Genomic DNA, 20374 nt, shown 5'->3' with positions numbered 1-20374 from the left:
TAGTTATATATTTGTTTTTTTAAAATCACAAAATTAAACTTGTATTTTAGGATATATTAACCCCAAACCTTCTACATAAATGAAACAATTCTTCTTGGGTTCCTTGTCCTAATGCCTTAAACTGCCAATCGTTACCTATTCTAATCATTTCTCCTACAATTAGAGAAGTTGAACCGGAATAATTTGAAGTCAAATCGTATCGAATAACTTCAATACCTGTATCCCTGTTTACAACTCGTATATATGCATTATTGATTTGTCCAAAATGTTGATCTCTTATATTTGCATCATGAATGGTTACTGTAAATAGAAGTCTCTGTACTTGTGGTGAGATTCTTAGTAAATCTATTAATACAGATTCATCATCACCTTCACCTTGTCCATTTCTATTGTCGCCAGTATGACGAACAGCACCATCAGGACTCAGGGGTTGATTATAGAATATAAAGTGTCCATCACTTATTACTCGTTGATTAGGATTTAGTGAATCAAATATAAACACCTGAACATCTAAATCGTGATCAAAATTATTTCCCCTACTACCGTATGCATTGTTCATTTTGTGAGTATTAACATCCCATCCAAGCCCTACAAGCAAATTTTTTAAATTTACATCTATCTTAGAAAGACTAATGCTTTGGTCTTTAGTTAGCGATAATCCTCTCCCTTTAGATAGATAAGGAGACATTCCATAACTATCCATGGCAGGTTGATTGTATTGTGTATATTGTGGTTCTCCAAAGCCCTGATTACTATTTGGATTGTTAAAGCCCTGTTGAGGGATATTTGTTTGATAATCTATATGCCCATTAGGGGCATATAGATTGGTTGGACTTCTTAATCCGAAGTTATTAGGGGAAGTTGGAGTATTACCTCTACTAAAATCAGCCATAGTAAAACCTCCCTTTTGTTAAGTTAATTCTTGGTGTTTCAAAATCACTAGAACTATTGTTGATATTCCTACGTCGATAGGAATCTAAAATAATTTATTAGGTATTCTGTACAATTAGTTGTGTTTCAAAGATGTAGGCGAATTGCTTAATAAAAATTTTATAACTAACCAACATTTACACCATATCTTTGACAAAGATTGACAAGTTCTTCTTGGGTGCCGTCACCTAATGCTATAAAGTTCCAACATGTATTATCTCTAACAAGTTTTGCAAAGATTAAAGATGTTGCACCTGCATAATTCCCTGATAAATCATATCTAGCAATTTGATTTCCAGTATCCTTGTTTACAAGTCTAATGAAGGCATTTTGAACATTCCCAAAACTTTGACCTTTTGCCCTTGCATTATCAATAGTAATAGTAAATAAAATTTCATTTATTTGAGGGGATACGAGATCTAGTGTGATATCCATTGTTTCATCATCACCTTCACCTTGACCATTTCTGTTATCTCCAGAATGTCTAACCGAGCCATCTGGACTAACTGATTGATTGTAGAAAACAAAATGAGCATCACTTAAAACTCTGCCATCTTGACCTAACATCCATGCTTGAATATCTAAGTCATAAGCAGAACCCATTGTATTTACATCCCATCCTGCACCAACCATTACATTCTTTAGAGACGGATCCACTTTAGAAAGACTTATGCCTGAATTTTTGGAGAGAGAAACACCGCCACCTTTAGCAAGAGAAATTCCTGCTCCAAAGTTTAATGGTCCTCCTAGATTTTCTTGTGGCACTACATGAGTTTGCATTTGCGGTTGATTATTACCAAGTCCTAACCCTAAGCCTAACCCATTGTTGTTTTGTTGCTGATTTGCTCCTGAACTAAAATCCATAATAATTCCTCCTTTAAATTTTCTTATTACCTACAAGATGTAATTCTGAAGATATAAGATTACTCTTTGGGCGATAGATTTATATATTATTAAGTAAAATACTCTGTTTCAAGTATTTGCTTTTTTAACATAACACACGATTTTCATAAGATTATTTACTTATAAAAAAAATAAAGAAAAATTTTAAAAATAAAAAAGAAATCAGACAATAAAAAACACAATATCAATAGATACTGTGTTATTCCAAAGTTGTGAGATCAAAAACTCTTTTTATTATTTCTTCACCTGCTAAAAAACCATGGTTTCGAGTAATTTCAATTTTATCTGTATTAATGTAATCTATAATATTTCCATGCCTTGGAACGATTCCAATATCAGCATTAGTTACCATGTCTAAATCCAAATCAGAATCACCTGAAGATATTATTTTTTTTCCATTTAAATATTTATCCCGGACATATTCAAGTGCTGACCATTTATTGATGAACTCTGGCATAATGTATATTTTTTTTCCATTATAAGAAATTTTCCATCCATGAGAATGTGCATACTTAGTAAATTCATTTAACTTTTTTTTATCTAACTTATTTTTTAAACTTATGACTCTAACTAATTTATCAACAAGAGTAAATTTTTTTAAAGAATTAAATCCAAATGTATCTAAGTATTTATTGAGAATTTCTGCATGAGACATCTTAAATTGTTGGACTTGTTTTTGAATATGTTCTTTCCAATACTTATCCTCTTTACCGTCAATAAATATGCTGCCTCCATTGTTTACAATAATATATTTAAGTCCCAAATTATATAAAAAATGTATTCGAGCAAATTCGTCTTTACTTCTTGCAGTAACAGGTATCAAAGTTACTATGTCCTGATTTAATAAATTTTGTATTAAATATAAAGATGTCTTAGTCATATAAGAGATTTCACTACCATTTATATTCTCCACACTTTGTACCTGTGGCATATTGTCATGAACAAATCTTTTAGAATAAATTATTGTTCTATCTAAATCTGTTGCAAATATCATAGGTTAGCCCTCCTTTGTCATAAAATATCCCCTTCAATAGAGAAGGGGAGTAGTTTACTTCATCGTTTTAATTAAACCACAGCACGAATAATTCATGTTTTTATATTCAATTACAGGAACATTTCTGTCCTTGGCAAGCAATAAAATATGTTTTAATTTTGGATTATTTATATCATTCACTAAAATCTTCCATGGAACCCTTCTTAATAAAACTCTTGTAGTTTCACCTATTCCGGGTTTAACCATGTTTACATCATCTATATTGAACTCTTTTTGAATTTCATTAACTTCCTTAATCCCAGTATTTAAAATAGAGGAGTGGAGTGTGTTTATGCAACTTTGCTTAATATATGACTGATTAACATTAAGAAATTCTTTGCAAATTTTCTCTATAAAATAGTTAGAGAGGTCTATATTTAGCCATTCCTCATAAAACTTTGCACCATGAAACTCATATTCTGTTACTAAATCATCTCTCTTAACAGTTCTACTCATAAGACCTGACACAGTGGAATTTAGACAGGCAGAAGGTATTAAAACATCTTCTCTAGTACCAAATATTTTTACGCATTGGGCTGGATCTGCTAAGACTGCTAAATCTTTTGGTATGATAACTTTATATTTACTATAAAATTCGTCTATTGCTTCATCTAGCACATCGTTAACTGCACCTTTACCTGTCCAACCATCTACAAATTGTATATTGTTTGAGTTATGCCTATTTAAGATGTAGCATAATGCATTTTCATCAATTCCTTTACCTCTAATAATTGAAATAGAATAATGAGGCACATCAATTCCATATGTTTCTTTAATATATTTTTTAATAAGCACCCCTATGGGTGTCCCTGCTCTTGCAAGAGATACTAGAATCACATCTCTACTTTTATCAAGCATGATTTTTTCTGCCGTAATAGCCACCAAAGTAGCCATATTAAGAGATAAATCATCTAAAGTTCTATGAAACACTTCCATATATTCATCTTGTGGAATATATTCAACAGGTAGCATTTCAGAATAGTGGTTTCCATTTTGAATCAAATATTCTCTTTCTACATTGTTTTGCTCTTTAATCTTTCCATTTATATTTGTTAGGAGAAAAATGCAATCATCTGCATTATAACTACCTATATATTCAGGCCTGTTAAGTTTTTTTGCTCTTTCTTTAATAAATTCATTCATGTATTAAAACCTCCTATATATAATTCTGCATTTAACATAACACATGATTTTTAAAGGGTAATAAAAGAGGGTGTAATAATACACACCCAACACTTTATTTAAAACATATAAATTTTATTGATTTTATTCCTACTTTCTGAAGTTCATTAGTGATTACATCCTTAAATTCACTTGGAACTTCTCTTTCAAATAACATAAAAACTTCATCATACATATCAGGCAATATATTGTAAATATAAGTACTTACACTTAAATCAAAAGGGTCATTAACTCTAATAGAATTTTTTATTGAATAACCTTTTTCATTAAATACATGAATAGGGCTTCTACTAGGAGACTGGAATATTATACCTTCTCCCATATAGGATGCTATTAAGCAGGGAACATATATAAATTCTCCATAGCCCATAACTAGTGTTTTATCATATTCTCTATTTAAGCGAATATTACTACCCAACATCTTCAGCGTTTGTATATTTGTTTGATTTTCTTTTGCAGTAATGCCAAACCGTCCAGTCATTTTAACATAAGGCTCATTATATTTAATGTGTCCTGACTCAAGTACTCTATTGAATTTATGTTTTTGGAGTTCAGGCATATATATACCTTTGGTCTCTGTTTTAATAGGATCGTTTATAAACATTCCGTAACTACAACTTCTACTATAATCAACAGGACTGTTATTACACTCTATTTCACCCTGAAGTAAAGAAATAGTAGAAATCTTTATGTTTAATTCTTTTTCAAATTCAAAGTAGTCATTTATTTGTTCATCATTTCTCCAGTCAAGTATCGAAGCAACTATATATTCTTTCCCCGGATATTTGTTATTTAATGCTCTTATCAGATTTAATGATGTTTTACCAGTGGTCATTTCATCATCCACAAGAACAATTCTTTTATATTTGTTAAAAAAATCTTGTTCAAGTGCATAGCATAAATGAGATGTTGCGTGAGAATGTTCTTCTTCAAAGTTAAAACTCGATTTTAGTCCTTTTAATTCATCTCTTGTTGTATGAATAAATGCAGCATTGTCACGAAATATACTGAACATTGAATGTCCCAAGCCTGTAGCAGTTTCTGCAAAGCCAATAAAAAGGGTAGGTTTAGATGGAATAATTGTATATTTATAGGTTTCATCTATAGCATCAGAAAGATACTTTTCATTTGATAGTGATTTTACTAAGAGGTCTCTATTAAATGGTGAGATTCCATCAATTTCATCAAGCATAATATCAGATAACAAAGCACCAGTTACTAGGGGAATCTGTGGTTTTATTGCTAAGTGCTTTCCTAAAAGTTTACTTACAAATAAGAAACTTCTTTTGGGATTAATTCTTGAGGCTATGCTAAAAAGTGATTCTAAAGGTATATTAAATTTATTTTCTTTTATTGTTAGTTTGATTTTTAAATCACTAACAATATTTAACTCCATTTTATTCATTGTTAATTTCCTCCTTAGAACTAAAATAAGTTTTTTTAATATAACATATATTTAAAAAGTCTTGATTCTAAGGAAGTAAATTCTGTATTATGTAAAAGTCAAAAAAAGGAATCTTACTTCAAAAGTGAAAGGGTTTAAACATAAATGATGTGCGATTTTGGTAATGAAATAAATAGGGTTATGAAAGGAGAAGAAAAATGAAAAAAACAATACATGGATTTAATCAAGTTACAGGGCAGGGAACAGTATCATATCTAAAAAGTCACGTTGAAAGTTTACAAGATAGAATTGATCAAGGTGATGTTAGAGCAAAGTTATATGAAGAACAAGTAATGGTCTTTAATAAGGCGATAGAGATGTGTGAAGGGAATATAAAACGATCAAATGAATTAACGACAAACGATATATATGAATCATTGAAACAACTTGCAAATCAACTTAATAGCATTAATTGCGGTCGTAATTGTGATGGATGTTCACTTAGAAAAATTGTATTTTCAGAAACAAATATAAGGTTAGGAACTATAAATTCTTATCAAATATGTGATATGCTTAGACGAATAAGGACTTATTGCTGATTTATCTGACGAACCCAGTATAAATGTATAAATAGAAACAAGTACCAATATGGTACTTGTTTTTATTTAGTAAATTAAAATAAGTCTGTGTAATTAATACCTTTTTTTATTACTCCGTAAATTTTGGCCATTAAAGCAACCTCCATAGCCCAATTTGTATGAGGTTTAACTTCATTCATTTTATTGCCAGATTCGCTTTTGAATACTCCAATATCTTGACTGCTTAAAATATTTGCTGCATCTTCATATTCTTCTTGAGTAACTACATACATTGCATTTACAAAACTGATGTGACTAGGATGTATAATTGTTTTTCCAACAAGACCATTGGCTTTATCCAAAATAATTTCTCGAATTAAACCATCAATTGCTTTATCAATCATATCTAATCTTTTCTTTCTTCCTTGACTACCTTTTTTAATAAAAGGAGTTTCTCGAAGTGTAGGTTTTAACAATCTATTGCTGTTAGAGAAATATTCCCATACGGGGCCAGAGATTGTGTAGTTATCTTCTGCTCTATTAAAAATATTGATAATATCTGTAATACAATCACTAATTACATTAATATCCCAAATTGTAAAATCCATTCCTCTACGGATAGAATAAAGACTAGAAAAATCTGTAGCACCTATTCTTACATTAAGAACAAGGTCTTTGTATGAATCAATAATTCCTTTGATTTTCATAAACTCATTGATTCTTGTTTCCTTATAGATAATTTCAGGAGTTTCTAAAATAGGCATTGCATAAAGTTTTGTATTATTTTTAATATTATATTCCTCAATTGCATCTAAATATAGAATACCATTTTTTGAAGTAAATTTAGGCAAATTGAATCCGCACAATAGATTTAACTTTTGACCATTATTATTTTTAAAAAGAAGTTTCTTTAATTGTTGAGGGTTCCTAACTCTAATAAACATAAGAGGTAGTTCATCTTCTTTAATTAAATCTTCATTTATAGCCCTATTTAACTTTTCCATTGTATCGAATATATTCTTCATACCGATTTCAACTTCATTATCGCCAATAGCATCTTCTAAACAGATAACTATAGAGGTCAGGGATGGGTGTTTTTTTATGATTAAATCATCAGCAATCTTTTCTTTAGTAGATGGCATATATAAGGTAGCCCCTAATGAGTGAGACAAAACTTCTTTCTTGGTATTTCTATTAAATGTTTCTGGTAATTTATAAAAAATGCTGTCTAATTTTTTCTTACTTAAATGTCCGTAGTGTTTCATATATAATCCTCCTGTGTTTTAAAAATTGTGATTTTAACATAACACATGATTTTTAAAACAGAATATACTTTTTGTCGCTATAAAAACGACATGGCTTAGTAATTCAAATATCAAAGCAGATTTAACTATAAACATATATATTCTTTTATTCATTGGAAATATTAGTCCATTAATGTTCCTATGTTATGTTACATAAGATGAAAGAATTAACTTGATATACAACTAATTAAATTTTTAAAATTTATAGGACATAATATAAGGATTTTATTCATTGTAACAGAGGAGGTATTTTATATTGGATAAATTAGTACACATAAAAAGTATTTTAATAAATAAAGTTCTTCATCATAATGTAGCAAATACGTATACAATTGCCATAGGAAAAGAAACTTCTTCAGGAAACGAAATTTCTATTGTTGGAAATTTTAAATGTGCAACAGGAGAAAAATTTAATTTCAATGGTAAATGGGTTTTTCATAAAACATATGGAAGACAATTTGAAGTACATGGTGTTGAAAAAATTACAGACTTAGATGAATTAGAAATCCGAAACTATCTAACAAGTTTTGATGGAATTGGACCATCAAGAGCAAAAAGGATTGTAGATGCTTTTGGAAAGAACACATTAAATGTAATAAAAAAGGAACATACAAGATTAGTTACTATTGGCATACCTAGTAATATTGTTCAAAAAGTTCATAATGAAATTGTTAAGAATGATGTTGTTAATAAATTGGTTGAGGGTTTGAGACCATATGGCATATCGCTAAGGAAAATTAATCAAATCTATGAAACTTATCATGAGGATTCTTTAAATATTTTAGAAACAAATCCATATAAATTAGCAGATGATATTTCAGGGATTAATTTTTCTGAAGTAGATTATATCGCACAAGACAAGGGAATAGAACATGATTGTGGATTTCGTATATATAGTTGTATTAAACATGCTCTATTTTTAGCATCTGAAAATGGACATACCTACCTTCCTGCCGATGAACTAATTAAAAAAGTTAATGCAATCTTGTCATTTAAGAATCAGATGCCAGTTGATAATAATTATATAATGAAAGTAATGCTTCATATGGAGGAGTATAAGGAACTCATTATAGAAGAAGATACAGCCGTATATCTACCAATGTATTATTTTGCCGAAAGGTATGCAGCAAGAAAACTCTATAAAATAAGAGAAAGCAAATACAATATTCCTCTCAATAAAGATCTTGATGAAATCATTAAAGAAATTCAGGATGAGATGGGAGTAGAATATGCAGCAAAACAGCAGGATGCAATAAAATCAGCACTTACAGATAAAGTCTTGGTTATTACAGGTGGTCCCGGCACTGGTAAAACTACAACAGTTAACGGTATAATTCAAGCCTTACTAAAAAATGAACCAAGAACTAAGATTGAACTTGCGGCACCTACTGGAAGGGCTGCAAAGCGTATGGAAGAATCAACAGGAAAAAACGCAAAAACAATTCACCGTATGCTTGAGTATAAGCCTTTTGGTGACGAATTGAAATGTGGTAGGAATGAGGACAATCCAGTAGATGCTGATGTTCTTATCGTGGACGAATATAGTATGGTTGACATTATCCTTTTAGATAAAAAACTTAGAGCCTTAGAAAACACTACTAAACTTATAATTGTTGGTGATGTTGATCAGTTGCCATCTGTAGGAGCAGGTAATGTGCTTGCGGATTTAATCAACTCTGATGTAATTAGTGTTGTGAGACTTGATACTATATTTAGACAGGCTGAAACATCTCCAATTGTACCAAATGCTACACTTATTAATGAAGGTCAAATGCCTAATTTAGATCATAAAGACTTTACATTAATAGAAGAAAGTGATGAAAATATAGTTGCGAAACTTATTGTTGATGAATATGTAAGACTTATTAAAGAGGATGGATTGACACTCGATGAAGTCCAAATTTTATCTCCTCTAAAAAAGAAAACCGTTTGTGGTAGTAAATCTCTAAATGATTTAGTACAAGAGGCTATTAATCCCTCTGTAAAAGGGAGGCCTGAAGTTGTTTTCGGTTCTACCTCTTATAGAATCGGTGATAAGGTTATGCAAACAAAAAATGATTATGAAAAAAAATGTTTTAATGGAGATATAGGATATATTATTGATATTAATAAAACAGGGCAAGATCCTATAATTATTGCAAAATTTGATGATCAAGAAATTGAGTTTATAGGTAGAGAAGAAATAATGAAACTCGAACTTGCCTATGCATGTAGTATTCATAAAAGTCAAGGAAGTGAATGTAAGATATGCCTTATTCCTGCTGTACTTAGTCACAAAAAGATGTTGAAGAAAAAACTTCTTTATACAGGAGTCACAAGAGGGAAGGCTGTAGTAAAATTTTTTGGGACAAAGGAGGCCATTGAATATTCAGTTAAAAACAATGATGAGGATGCTCGATATTCTAAGTTTTATTTAAGAATACAAAGATAATTTATTTTATATGAGGGTATCCAGTTTTGGAATTCATGGGGTTCTGATATCGTATGGGTGGAAAAGTTTCAATAAACGAAGTAGATATAATATTTATTTTAAAATATAATGATAAATAATAGGAGGACGAAATGATATGAATATTCCCGAAAAGTGTGAACGATGCAATAAAAATATTACAAGGAGGAGTTTAATTTGAGTGAAATAGAAGGTTTAATAAGAAGTACCATTGTGAATATAAAAAGAGAATGTTGCAAATGCAATAAAAAAATATCTTCTGTTGTTTTAAGCAAAGATAAAAAGACTTATTGCAATGATTGTGCATCAAAATATAATGTTGATATCGTGGCAGCATTTGATATGGGATACAGTGTTCCAGATAGAATAAAAAAAGCATGAGATAATTTTAATAAAAAAATAGAGAACAGCACTAACGCTGCTCTCTATTTTGCTTTATAAAATTAAAAATTCATTTTTACTCTCTTTACACAATATATATGGTCATTAGTTAAGCAATGATATAAAAGAATTTCTTCTTCTTTTAAATGATCTTTACCTAAGTATATTTTGCCTTTGCTTTTGATAGGTAGATGTCCATAAGCAGTTTGAGTATATTTTTTAATATTTTCATACCAGATAAATAATTCTGTGCTTTTTATTTTTTCATAAGTCGTAATAATATTATAGATAGTATCTAATCGAAACATCTGAAGTTGATATTCTAAATCTGTAAGAACAGTTATATTTACTTCTAAGGATTCATTTCTTACTTTAAAATGTTTTACGCCCCTATCTCTAATCTCATCTTCAATTTCTTCATTTCTATACATATCTTTTAGACGATTATGAACAACCTTATTTACATTTCCATTCATTATTGTATTTAATCTTTTGGCTCTTACTGTGTTTACTTTGTCTAGATAATAATCAAATCCTTTGAGAGATTTGTCATTATTAATTTTATCTTTATAATAAATTAAAATCTTTTTCATTTCACCATTTTTATTTTCAATAATAGAATCTAATTCTTCTGATTTAAGTACTTCTTTTAATAAATCATATTTCATGTTTTTAGGAGTTATATTTCTATCTGAATAAACTAGGCTTTTTATAATTCCCTGACTATTTTTACTCATAAATATCACCCCTATTTAAGGAAGTTTAATATCCTCATTAAATCTTGTTTTAACCTTTATAATTTGATTTTCTAATTCTTCAGCAGTTTTATTGAATCGTTTAGTCAGATCTTCAGTGGTTGCCTCTTTATGTTCTCTAACATATTTTAAATATTGATTATAAAAATCTTTTTCTTCTGCTGTTACTTTATGATTTTCTGTATTGTTCTGAACAACAATAATATTATCATTTTTATTAGACTCCCCAACTTTAATAGATTCATTAAACTTCCCTTTAGGACCCCATGTAACCACTCCTAATGGAGTTGAGTAATTCACAAGAGCCTCCTCTTGAATATCGTAGAAAAGAATTAATATTGCGTCATAGTTATTTTTATTATTTGCTATAATTTCTTTCCCATAAGTTTTAAGGGTGCTAGTAGAGGCTTTCCCTCTTAAATACACTTTGAATTCTGCCTTTTTATCGTAATAAACACTTCTATCGTTAGATTGCATTATAATGTAAGGACTTACATCCTTAATTATCTTGTCTTTTTTAAAGTTACAACCTGTCAGTAGTCCTGCTGCAAACAGTACAAATGTTAGTAAAATAATAATCTTTTTCATATTATCACTCCTTTATTACTCATAATTTATTACATTAGTTTTTGCGATAATATCATGTAGTCCTCTACCTTCTTTAGTAAACAGAATCATGAGATATCCTATGAATAAAAGACTGCTTAAAAATCTTCCTAAAAATTCTCTGAGGAGATATTGTCCCAAAGAAAGTGGCTGACTATAAGATTCACAGTTTATAATTTTAATTTTCATAATTTTTTTACCTAAAGTTTGTCCTTCTAAAACATAGCAAGGAACTACTACATAATAAAGAAAGAATAAAAACAAACTGATTAAACTTATTAATATTGATTTTCCTAATATTTGATTGATAAGCACCTTGTATCCACCTATTTCATAACTAGGAGACTTCATAACTTGTTGAATAGTTGGCACAATAAAAAGCATACTTAAAATACCAGTAGGAATTGAAAGGACAAGTCCGTCTAATAAACTTGCTAAAAATCTTTTCTTTTTATTGGCAGAAGGGACTCTTAAAGCATCTGCTGTATCTACCCTGTTTAATATTTTTCTTGATTCATAATAAGAGTTATTATGTCCATGCATAAGATCTTGGTTATGATTAAAACCTTGCTGCGAATTAAAATTGCCAAACTGATCTTGAGGTTGTGCATAATTATGGCCTTGATTATAATTATTTTGTTGACCTTGGTAATATTGTTCATTTGTGTTCACAGCATATGGCTCTAAATTAGGGCTTTGAGGATGTTGTCTGTATGGATTATTATACTGATCACTATAATTATCTTCAGGATAATTTTGATTACTATAATTGTTATAATTTATGTTTTCTTGTTGTTGGTTTGATTGTTGGAAATCATTGATGTTATTTAAATTATTAAGCCTATCTTTAAAACTCATATTGTATCACCTCTATTCGTATTTTAAACATAGAACATTATAAAGACTTCAGGATTTGTTTTCAATTAATTCCAATGTTTTTTTATTGAATAAAAAATCTTATCAAACAAATTGAGGTAGAATGTTATATTGATAAAGTAGATATATCGTAAAAATAAATTATTTGTTGCAAGTTAATAGGGATATCATTATGATACTAAAGAAATAAAAAAGGGGGGATCATTATGAATTTTTATGATGGTAAGTCAGGATTTATAACAGTAATTACGGGACCTATGTTTGCAGAAAAAAGTGGTGAACTTGTTAATAGATGCAAGAAGGAAGAAAAGTATGGGGGAAAAAAAGTAATTGCCTTTAAACCAAGTAATGATAATCGTTTTTCCGACGATGAAATAGTTAGTCGTTTAGGGCTAAAAATGGAAGCAGTATCTATTAATAAGATTATTGATAAGGAGTTAGAGAAAGAAATACTTAAAACAAGTGAAGGTTACGATATTGTTGCATTTGATGAAGTACAATTTTTTGATGACAAAATAGTAGATGTTGTTTTTGAAATTGCTTATAGAGGGAGTCACGTTATTGTGGCAGGTTTAGATCTTGATTTTAGAGCAAGACCTTTTGGATATACTGGAGATCTAATGGCAATTTCTGATAAAATAGTTAAGAAAACAGCATACTGTGCTTGTTGTGGTCGTCCTGCACAGTTCACACAAAGATTAGTGGATGCATTACCTGCTGAAGATGGCCCGATTGAACTTATTGGTGATAAAGAAAGTTATGAGCCTCGTTGTCGTTCTTGTTTCGTTCCTCCACATAAGGTAAGAGAATACAATAAGGCAGTTATAGACGTATGATTAGAGAAGATTTTTTTGATTTCTAATAAGCAATTAACTCTATTTATTATAAAAATGTATTATTTAAACAGTAAAATCACACTTAATTAAGTGTGATTTTAGTTTTAAGCAAATTATTAAATTAATCCTTCTTGGAAGGTTTTTGTACTACTTAGATCTAACCAATTTTTAATGACTTGAAAAAACTTATTAATCAAGGATTTATATTTTTTTTCAATATTAATAAGAAAATTTTCATTATCGTAGTTGCTATTAAATTCATTAATATCTTTATTAATATAATCTATTTGTTTAATTAGATGTGTAATATCCTTTTTCTGTAATAGAAGTATAAAAGATTCTGCTTTAAAGTAGTTATAACATAAATTATTCATTGTAGCGATTTTTTCTATTCTATTTTTGTGGTTATTTTCTAATAGTATATTTAATAAATAGGAATATTTGTTAGATAATTCAGCAAGAAACTTTATTTCAATCTCTGATAAGAAGCGATTTCTTAATGTTTTTCTTAATAATTTATTTAATACTTTAATTTCTTTATTTACATTTTCATGCTCTTTAATTGTATATAAAATGCTTAATAGGCATTGGATAATATGTGTTTCATACATACTAACTCCTCCTTTGTCTGTTGATATATAAATTAGTGTAATTATTGCTTTGTTTATATTGTGTTATGTTTAAAATTATAAAGTACTAAAAATAGAAAAACAATTTATGAGTATACTTTTTTAAATATAAGTTATAACAGTTTTAAAATATTTTGTTGAAATGGATATGGTGCATTATTATAATATGAACATTAATTTATAGGGAGGTATTTTATTTATGAGTTATATAATTAAATTTGGTGATTTAAAAGGAATGAGTCCAGAAGATGCCTATAATAATGGAGAAATTGAAGAACTTATTAAAATAAAAAATGTTCTTTTAAATAATTTTAATAACCCTAAATATGAACAATATAAAAAGACAAATTTAGAAGGGTATTTGGCAATAGAAGAAGTTATACTGAAAAATTATCAACCATTATTAAAGAAATTTAATGAACTATTCAATGCTCTTTCTGAAGAAAAGAAAGAAAACTTTCAGCAAGATATAAACAAGGAAATTTTCTATAATTATGACATTATAGGAATTAGGAAGTTGATTGAAAACATAAAAACGTTAAATAGATAATAAGTAACGTAATAAATTAGCCCAATAATATTAAAAGAAAATACAACATTGAAAAGGGGATTTATATGAATAATTTTAAAGGGCAATGGCCTAAACTTGATTGGGATTTTTTTAAAGAATTTGCTAAATTGCATAATGAGGTTTGCATGAAGAAAAGAACACAACAGGAATTTAGTGAATTTGTTATTAGAAACAAAGAAAAGTTTAATAATCCTGATTATTTACAAGTTTTCTCTGAAAATATAGAGTTGTTTAATGAGGAATTTTACAATGCTAATTATGAAATGTGTAAGATATTTTATGATTTTATGCAAAAAAATCCTGACTGGAACAAATTCGATTTTGGACTAAAAACTTGCATTAGGTTAGGTAGTTTTGAAGATTCTTTTAAAGAGTTTTTAGAAAAGCAAATCAGAAAGAAGATGCTTTTGAAGATTTTCATCTAATTGAAATTCTAAGGAGGGAATTCATATGGATTCTGAAAAGGCTTTTCAATTAATGACAAAAAATAAGACCGTAATGTCGGACGTATCGAAACAGTGTATACGATGCTTATAAAAAATATGTATTTTATAATAACGTGCGGAAGGCTTCTGATAACAAGTAGTTGTTAAAGAGGTTTGATGAAATAGTTAATAATAGTAGAGCAAATATATTGACATGCTTTAAGTTAACAAATATTAGGTGAAAAGAAGGAGTATAGGAAAATGAAAATAGGTATAGTAGAAATTAACGAATTAATAGATAAAGAGATAGAATCAGAAAAACAAGTGAATAGTCAAATAGTCATGGGGATGGTTAAGATTAAAGAATCGCTTAATAAATTATATGATGAAAAAGAAGCCCAAGCAAATAAGCAATATTAATTTGTATAATGATAAGAAAATAGTGACATTAACGAAGGAGGTCTTGCTTTGAAAAATCGTTTCAAAAATCGTAAGGAAAGGATAGATTTTTTAACTCGAAAATTAGGATTTGATTATGTTTCCTTAATGGTATCAATGACTGATGGACAAGTTAAAAAACATACTGATAAACTATATTCTGTACTTAAAGATAAAGAGGATTTTAAAATAAGAGATAAGGGCGTTCCATGTATGAGATGTGATTCTGAAGTCTTATGGGCTAGTGAATGTAATTGTGGAACTAATAGAGCAGTGTTTGATGAAACAATGTGGATTGAGGATATTGAAAACAATTCGGAACACTTGAAACAGGATATAGAATTTGCTAAATGTCATGGTATTGAGTTATGACATACCATAAGATGAGTACGATACTGAACCGATTGTAATTTTATAAAGGAGAGGTGCTATTTAATGAAAAAAGTATACATTTTGAATGAAAATGAACTTAATGAATTAAGAAGTCATTTAGGGAAAATAAATCATGATATTTCAGTAGTTAATCAAAACTTAAACAATAGAGATGTCATAATTAGTTATATGTCTCATATTGATGAAAATATAAAAAAAGCATTAGAAGTGATAAAAGATTAATTAAACATAACAGGGATGTTTCGGAACATAAAGAAGATGCGGAGGATGATTCGGTATGCAAAGATCATGTAAAATTTATAAGAATTATACTGGAAGTAGGTGAAGTATATTATGGACTTTTCAAAATATAGTTTTTGGGAATTAAATAAAATATATTTTCAGTTAGGACTTGAATTTGTCAAAAGAACATGGTGGGTGTTTGCTGCTCTGATAACGTTTAAATATATATTTGAGTTCTATAAGTCCAAAAGAAGTAAAAGAAAATAAAGCACAAATCAAATATTATGCAATACATTAATAAAAGGAATAAAATTATATATCTTATCAAAGAAGACTCCAGCGATTACTCTGGGGTCTTTTGGTTTGCTTGTAGAAAATTAATAATTTTATCTATTGCATCTATATCTGCATCAATATTTATCTCATCTATTGTTTTACTAGTATTTTTTAAAGCCAAGTAATTAAGATAATCTTTACTTATAAAAGAAGAATTTTTAACTTTTTCATCATGAAATGAAATAAGTAAATTTTCTAATTCTTGATATTTAAATTTATATAAAGAAACTTTAATTATTTTATCCAGTTCTTTAACAAGTACAGAATTCTTATTTGCATATTGCGGATTATTAAAGTTACTAGACAGTACCCCTTTATACCATTTTAGCCCTTCAACACCTTCTATTGTTTTAGAAAGAGAATCAACGGTTTTATCTTTATTTATACCAAACATAATTTTATGAGTATTTATATTCATTTAAATCACCTCTCTTTAAAAGTGATTATATTTTAGATTAAAAATATTGTTATGTCAAAAATACATATAAATAATAAAAATACATATTGAATTTATATAAAATATATGATAATATCTGAATACAGATAGTAAATTTTAACGAAAAGAGGTGTTTATAATGCATCAATTCAAAAATCTTAGATACATAATACTACTAAGAAAAACTAGATTTATAGGATTAATGATTAGTGCATTAATGTTCATGCTAAACGCCTATACTTTTAATATATTTCATTCCAAAAATGCTGAAGTAGGTATACTGATTAGTTTTGTTGGTTTATTGTATTTCATTTTTGATTTTAAAGGATACTAGAGATATGTAGGTGAATAACCTTAAAGACATTAATATATTAAATTTGTATTTTATAACATAGGGCAGTAATAACAATTCTTTTATGAATTATTATTACTGTTTTTTTATGCTTATTTTTTGACTTTTATATATAAAATGAATAAGATGTGTCATTAAGATTTGCAAAGGGGGGAGTAGATATATGTTTAGAAAGTTATTCAAAAGAGAGAAGGATAAGGAAACTGACAATGTTATTAATAAGAACAATAATGATATTTTACAAAAACTACAGAATAAACAAAATGTATATAGCAAATTAGATTTTAATTATGAACATTTAAATAAGTATCTATCTAAGTGTATAGGTTCTTATCTATCTTCTATATACAGGCAAGACATCTCTGTTTCCAAAAAGTACTTAACAGATGATTGTTTGGAAAAAACAATTAAGGAGATAGATGAAACTAAAAAGTTATTTAAGTATTCAAATGAATATGTGAATATAATAAGTGCTGAACTTGAAAGTCAATCGATTCAGTCGATTAACTATATTAGCCATATTACAATTAAAGTAGAAATTGCAGCAGTATATCATAGAGAAAATATATTTACAGGAACCGTTAAAAAGATTGAAGAATTGTATACGGAAAGTATAATCTTTGAATACAAGGATACCGGGTGGAAAATGGCAGGTGTTCTGAATCAAAATTTTATCAAAATGAATGATGAAGTAATTGTGAGAATGTAATAAAAAATAATTACTGTTAAAAAAATAAATCTATATGTTATGTTAAAACAGAAATAAATTAATAAATGGAGGTGTTGTGTATGCTAGTAAATGATCCTAATATTATTGTCCAAAGTTCTGGTCTAAAAGAAGTTAAAATTCTTGAAGGGGGACAAATTCAACTCGAACTTAAAAATAAAGCAACTCTTATTTTTACTCCTAAAGTATTAGAGAATGACTTAGTAGAGTATGATATTGAATATCTAAAAGGTAAAGATGTTAAAAAGATTGAAAGACTTCAGGATAAAATTGCTAAACTTAAAGAGGAAATCACTGAAATTAAACTTAGTGATGATTCTGATTCAGAGGAAGATGATGAAGATGAAGAAAATGATGAAGATCTAGACGAGGATGAAGAATAATCAAGGAAAATATTTTATATTTTTCTTGAAATAATCTTGACTTGTTAAAGTGTAAATTACTATAATCCTTAACGTATTAGATATAAGGATTAAATTAAATAATTGGAGGTCATGTAAATGCCAGAAAAAATTTATGAAGTTCAAGAATATATTATACCTACAGATAACGGTAAGGAAAGAAAAATCAAGATGACAGCAGGTAATGTTATTAGAGTAAATGCTGATAATGGTTTTTTATCTTTTGATATTGCTGTTAATAAAGCAAGAGATAAAGATCCAACATACATTAACCGTATTAATGTTACTCATGATGGAACTAAAAAATTAGTGGAAAAATTCCAACCGGGGCAACAAATATTTGTTGTTTGGGCTGAAGTTGAATCTGATAAAGAAGATAAAGATGGAAATCCATATGTAAACAAATATCTTGAAAGATTCTGGTATGGTAGATTCCCACAAATGAAAGATCAATAGAATACATCCATTAAAGATATCGGTGGTCCCCCCTACCGATATCTTTTTTATTTGACTTCTATACTTTTACTTTTGTAATATGCTTAAAAATTTTTAGATTTTATTTATAGCATGGAGGTAATTTAAATGCATGAATTACAAATTATAAACAGATTTTTTGTTATCAATCCCCAATAATAGGGTTAGGAGGCTCTGATACTCCTCCTCTCTCTAAGTTGGTCGTAGGGAGTGTTATCGCATCTATAAATTTTAATGCGATAATAGTAAAACGATAAAGTAGGAAACGCCTTTATCTATGTGATTAAAGGCTCACTGTATTTGACTAGTACAGTTACGCACAGGTTATTGATGTTCCCTTTCAGTTCGAGAGTTTAAAATACTAAGAATTGATAGGAGAATAAAGATAATGAAAGATCTAAAAAATGAAGTTAAATTAGGCTCAATGTTTTGTGGAATGGGTGGTTTTGATGAAGGGGTAAGAAGGCTAGGTTTTAAAACAATTTGGGCTTTAGATATTATGCCTGAAGCAGTAAAAAGTTTTAAAGCGAATCATCCAGACGCAAATGTATACTGCAAAAATGTTCATACAATTAAAGATTTTAATACATTAAGTAATCAAAAGATAGATGGATTAGTATTTGGACCACCATGTCAAGGATTCTCAAGAGCAAATTCTAAAAGGACGATGGATGATCCTAGAAATTATGCTTATATTGCGACTCTTAGAGCATTAGAACAAACTAATGCAGAGTTCTTCATTTTTGAAAATGTTGTAGGGCTGCTAGATATGAATTTTGAAGATGGCTCTAGTGTATTTAAAAAGATAAAACATGACTATGAAACCTGTGGAAAAGGATACATTATAACATATCAGGTTATTGATTGTGCTACTGTTGGGGTGCCACAGGTCAATAGATTAAGACTTATTATGGTAGGTATACGCAATGACCTAAATTACAAATATAAATTTTTACCTACAACCCATGGAGAAGATAAACTTCCATTTATAACACAAAAGGATGCAATATGGCACCTTAAAGATACTGATCAAACCGGTCAATATTATAATGGTGCCTATGATTGGAAATTTTTATCAAGAAGGAGACAAAAACCATGGGAAGAACCTGCCTATACAATAGAGGCTTCAGCCAGATATGCAAAGATACATCCCGGATTTGGAAAAATGAAATGGATATCTGAAAATAAATGGCATATTCCAGATGAATGTAGGAGGTTGTCTGTATTGGAATCTAAAATAATACAAACATTCTCTGAAGATTATATTGTGTGTGGTTCATTGGAAAAACAATATACGCAAATAGGAAATGCTGTCCCACCTAAACTTGCAGAGTTTGTTGGAATGCCTTTAGTAGAATATTTTAATAACAGATTAAATATTGAAGAAAAATACAAAGAGGAAGTAGATTGGCTAATAGAAAAGATAGAAATTCAACCAAGTAATAATTTTTACAAAGGACTCCTTAACTGGATTTATTCAGGCAAAGATTTAACTGAAAGACAAAGAAGATATATTTTAGTTTAAAAGAAGGAGTTTAATGATTAGTAGACATTTATATTATAGGGAAAATTGCTTGTTGTGATAACTTATTTATTGGTTTTAAAGCAATTTAAAAGTGGAATAATGTTATTCCACTTTTTATATGTTTCCAATGTAGTATTATTAATGATTGCAAAATTTCTTTGCACTTCAAAACGAAAGTCATTGAATTTGCTTTAAGTCTTTTTTATTATAAAAATGTTTTTAATTAAT

Annotated in this window: 25 protein-coding genes; 14 read left to right on the top strand and 11 right to left on the bottom strand. The window is 28.6% G+C overall.

All coding sequences use genetic code 11. The features are described 5' to 3' along the window. Positions 1-46: 46 nt before the first annotated feature. From HYG84_RS18865 to HYG84_RS18845, 5 genes are all read right to left on the bottom strand, one after another. On the bottom strand, positions 47-688 hold the full coding sequence (locus HYG84_RS18865; RefSeq protein WP_212383351.1) for a TerD family protein: 642 nt from the start codon (positions 686-688) through the stop codon (positions 47-49). A 368-nt stretch (positions 689-1056) separates the two neighbouring features. Beyond that, positions 1057-1794 (bottom strand): TerD family protein, encoded by a 738-nt coding sequence (locus tag HYG84_RS18860; protein ID WP_249168780.1) that lies wholly within the window; start codon positions 1792-1794, stop codon positions 1057-1059. 238 nt (positions 1795-2032) lie between these two features. Continuing rightward, positions 2033-2827, bottom strand: coding sequence for an HAD hydrolase family protein (locus HYG84_RS18855; RefSeq protein ID WP_212383261.1), 795 nt, complete (start codon positions 2825-2827; stop codon positions 2033-2035). 54 nt (positions 2828-2881) lie between these two features. Next, positions 2882-4009: a cysteine protease StiP family protein gene (locus HYG84_RS18850; RefSeq protein ID WP_212383260.1), complete on the bottom strand. Its 1128-nt coding sequence runs from the start codon at positions 4007-4009 to the stop codon at positions 2882-2884. Between the two features lie 94 nt (positions 4010-4103). Continuing rightward, a complete protein-coding gene (locus tag HYG84_RS18845; protein ID WP_212383258.1) occupies positions 4104-5453 on the bottom strand; it encodes a phosphoribosyltransferase family protein in 1350 nt (449 codons plus the stop codon). Between the two features lie 197 nt (positions 5454-5650). Here HYG84_RS18845 and HYG84_RS18840 point away from each other — a divergent pair, with 197 nt between their 5' ends. Beyond that, a complete protein-coding gene (locus tag HYG84_RS18840) occupies positions 5651-6031 on the top strand; it encodes a hypothetical protein (RefSeq protein WP_212383256.1) in 381 nt (126 codons plus the stop codon). A gap of 74 nt (positions 6032-6105) precedes the next feature. Here HYG84_RS18840 and HYG84_RS18835 read toward each other — a convergent pair whose 3' ends face one another. Beyond that, positions 6106-7275: an HpcH/HpaI aldolase/citrate lyase family protein gene (locus HYG84_RS18835; RefSeq protein WP_212383254.1), complete on the bottom strand. Its 1170-nt coding sequence runs from the start codon at positions 7273-7275 to the stop codon at positions 6106-6108. A gap of 295 nt (positions 7276-7570) precedes the next feature. Between HYG84_RS18835 and recD2 the strand changes: the two genes are divergently transcribed. Then, complete coding sequence (recD2, locus tag HYG84_RS18830; protein WP_212383252.1) at positions 7571-9745, top strand: SF1B family DNA helicase RecD2; 2175 nt, start codon at positions 7571-7573, stop codon at positions 9743-9745. A gap of 195 nt (positions 9746-9940) precedes the next feature. After that, the gene (locus HYG84_RS18825; RefSeq protein ID WP_212383249.1) at positions 9941-10144 is read left to right on the top strand and encodes a hypothetical protein; all 204 of its coding nucleotides are present in this window, start codon (positions 9941-9943) and stop codon (positions 10142-10144) included. A 62-nt stretch (positions 10145-10206) separates the two neighbouring features. Here the strand turns inward: HYG84_RS18825 and HYG84_RS18820 are convergent, their stop codons facing one another. Genes HYG84_RS18820 through HYG84_RS18810 form a run of 3 tightly spaced genes read right to left on the bottom strand, consistent with a single transcriptional unit; the run spans position 10207 to position 12363 of the window. After that, complete coding sequence (locus tag HYG84_RS18820; RefSeq protein WP_212383247.1) at positions 10207-10881, bottom strand: hypothetical protein; 675 nt, start codon at positions 10879-10881, stop codon at positions 10207-10209. Between the two features lie 15 nt (positions 10882-10896). Then, complete coding sequence (locus HYG84_RS18815) at positions 10897-11487, bottom strand: membrane lipoprotein lipid attachment site-containing protein (RefSeq protein WP_212383246.1); 591 nt, start codon at positions 11485-11487, stop codon at positions 10897-10899. Between the two features lie 15 nt (positions 11488-11502). Continuing rightward, the gene (locus HYG84_RS18810; RefSeq protein WP_212383244.1) at positions 11503-12363 is read right to left on the bottom strand and encodes an RDD family protein; all 861 of its coding nucleotides are present in this window, start codon (positions 12361-12363) and stop codon (positions 11503-11505) included. A 224-nt stretch (positions 12364-12587) separates the two neighbouring features. Between HYG84_RS18810 and HYG84_RS18805 the strand changes: the two genes are divergently transcribed. Continuing rightward, positions 12588-13217, top strand: coding sequence for a thymidine kinase (locus HYG84_RS18805; RefSeq protein WP_212383242.1), 630 nt, complete (start codon positions 12588-12590; stop codon positions 13215-13217). 116 nt (positions 13218-13333) lie between these two features. Here HYG84_RS18805 and HYG84_RS18800 read toward each other — a convergent pair whose 3' ends face one another. Further along, entirely contained in the window at positions 13334-13828 is a 495-nt protein-coding gene (locus HYG84_RS18800; protein ID WP_212383240.1) for a hypothetical protein, read from the bottom strand. A gap of 217 nt (positions 13829-14045) precedes the next feature. Between HYG84_RS18800 and HYG84_RS18795 the strand changes: the two genes are divergently transcribed. From HYG84_RS18795 to HYG84_RS18775, 5 genes are all read left to right on the top strand, one after another. Continuing rightward, positions 14046-14396 (top strand): hypothetical protein, encoded by a 351-nt coding sequence (locus tag HYG84_RS18795; RefSeq protein ID WP_212383238.1) that lies wholly within the window; start codon positions 14046-14048, stop codon positions 14394-14396. Positions 14397-14461: 65 nt separating this feature from the next. Next, the gene (locus HYG84_RS18790; protein WP_212383236.1) at positions 14462-14842 is read left to right on the top strand and encodes a hypothetical protein; all 381 of its coding nucleotides are present in this window, start codon (positions 14462-14464) and stop codon (positions 14840-14842) included. A gap of 261 nt (positions 14843-15103) precedes the next feature. Continuing rightward, positions 15104-15262 (top strand): hypothetical protein, encoded by a 159-nt coding sequence (locus HYG84_RS18785; protein ID WP_212383234.1) that lies wholly within the window; start codon positions 15104-15106, stop codon positions 15260-15262. A 48-nt stretch (positions 15263-15310) separates the two neighbouring features. Next, positions 15311-15652 (top strand): hypothetical protein, encoded by a 342-nt coding sequence (locus HYG84_RS18780; protein ID WP_212383232.1) that lies wholly within the window; start codon positions 15311-15313, stop codon positions 15650-15652. A 63-nt stretch (positions 15653-15715) separates the two neighbouring features. Beyond that, positions 15716-15895, top strand: coding sequence for a hypothetical protein (locus HYG84_RS18775; protein WP_212383230.1), 180 nt, complete (start codon positions 15716-15718; stop codon positions 15893-15895). 343 nt (positions 15896-16238) lie between these two features. Here HYG84_RS18775 and HYG84_RS18770 read toward each other — a convergent pair whose 3' ends face one another. Beyond that, positions 16239-16649 carry a hypothetical protein gene (locus HYG84_RS18770; RefSeq protein ID WP_212383228.1) on the bottom strand — a complete coding sequence of 137 codons (411 nt, stop codon included), beginning with the start codon at positions 16647-16649 and terminating at the stop codon, positions 16239-16241. A 157-nt stretch (positions 16650-16806) separates the two neighbouring features. Here HYG84_RS18770 and HYG84_RS18765 point away from each other — a divergent pair, with 157 nt between their 5' ends. The 5 genes from HYG84_RS18765 (at position 16807) to HYG84_RS18745 (ending at position 20146) form a co-directional block, all read left to right on the top strand. Next, entirely contained in the window at positions 16807-17001 is a 195-nt protein-coding gene (locus tag HYG84_RS18765; RefSeq protein WP_212383226.1) for a hypothetical protein, read from the top strand. Between the two features lie 181 nt (positions 17002-17182). Then, positions 17183-17728: a hypothetical protein gene (locus HYG84_RS18760; protein WP_212383222.1), complete on the top strand. Its 546-nt coding sequence runs from the start codon at positions 17183-17185 to the stop codon at positions 17726-17728. 80 nt (positions 17729-17808) lie between these two features. Then, positions 17809-18129, top strand: coding sequence for a hypothetical protein (locus HYG84_RS18755; RefSeq protein ID WP_212383219.1), 321 nt, complete (start codon positions 17809-17811; stop codon positions 18127-18129). A 117-nt stretch (positions 18130-18246) separates the two neighbouring features. Then, positions 18247-18603: a hypothetical protein gene (locus HYG84_RS18750; protein WP_212383216.1), complete on the top strand. Its 357-nt coding sequence runs from the start codon at positions 18247-18249 to the stop codon at positions 18601-18603. A 406-nt stretch (positions 18604-19009) separates the two neighbouring features. Beyond that, positions 19010-20146: a DNA cytosine methyltransferase gene (locus HYG84_RS18745; RefSeq protein WP_212383214.1), complete on the top strand. Its 1137-nt coding sequence runs from the start codon at positions 19010-19012 to the stop codon at positions 20144-20146. Positions 20147-20374: the final 228 nt, after the last annotated feature.

Source organism: Alkaliphilus sp. B6464 (assembly GCF_018141165.1).
Lineage (GTDB): Bacteria > Bacillota > Clostridia > Peptostreptococcales > Natronincolaceae > Alkaliphilus_B.
Note: the sequence above shows the minus strand (reverse complement) of the source record. Positions and strands in the feature narration are given on the sequence as shown.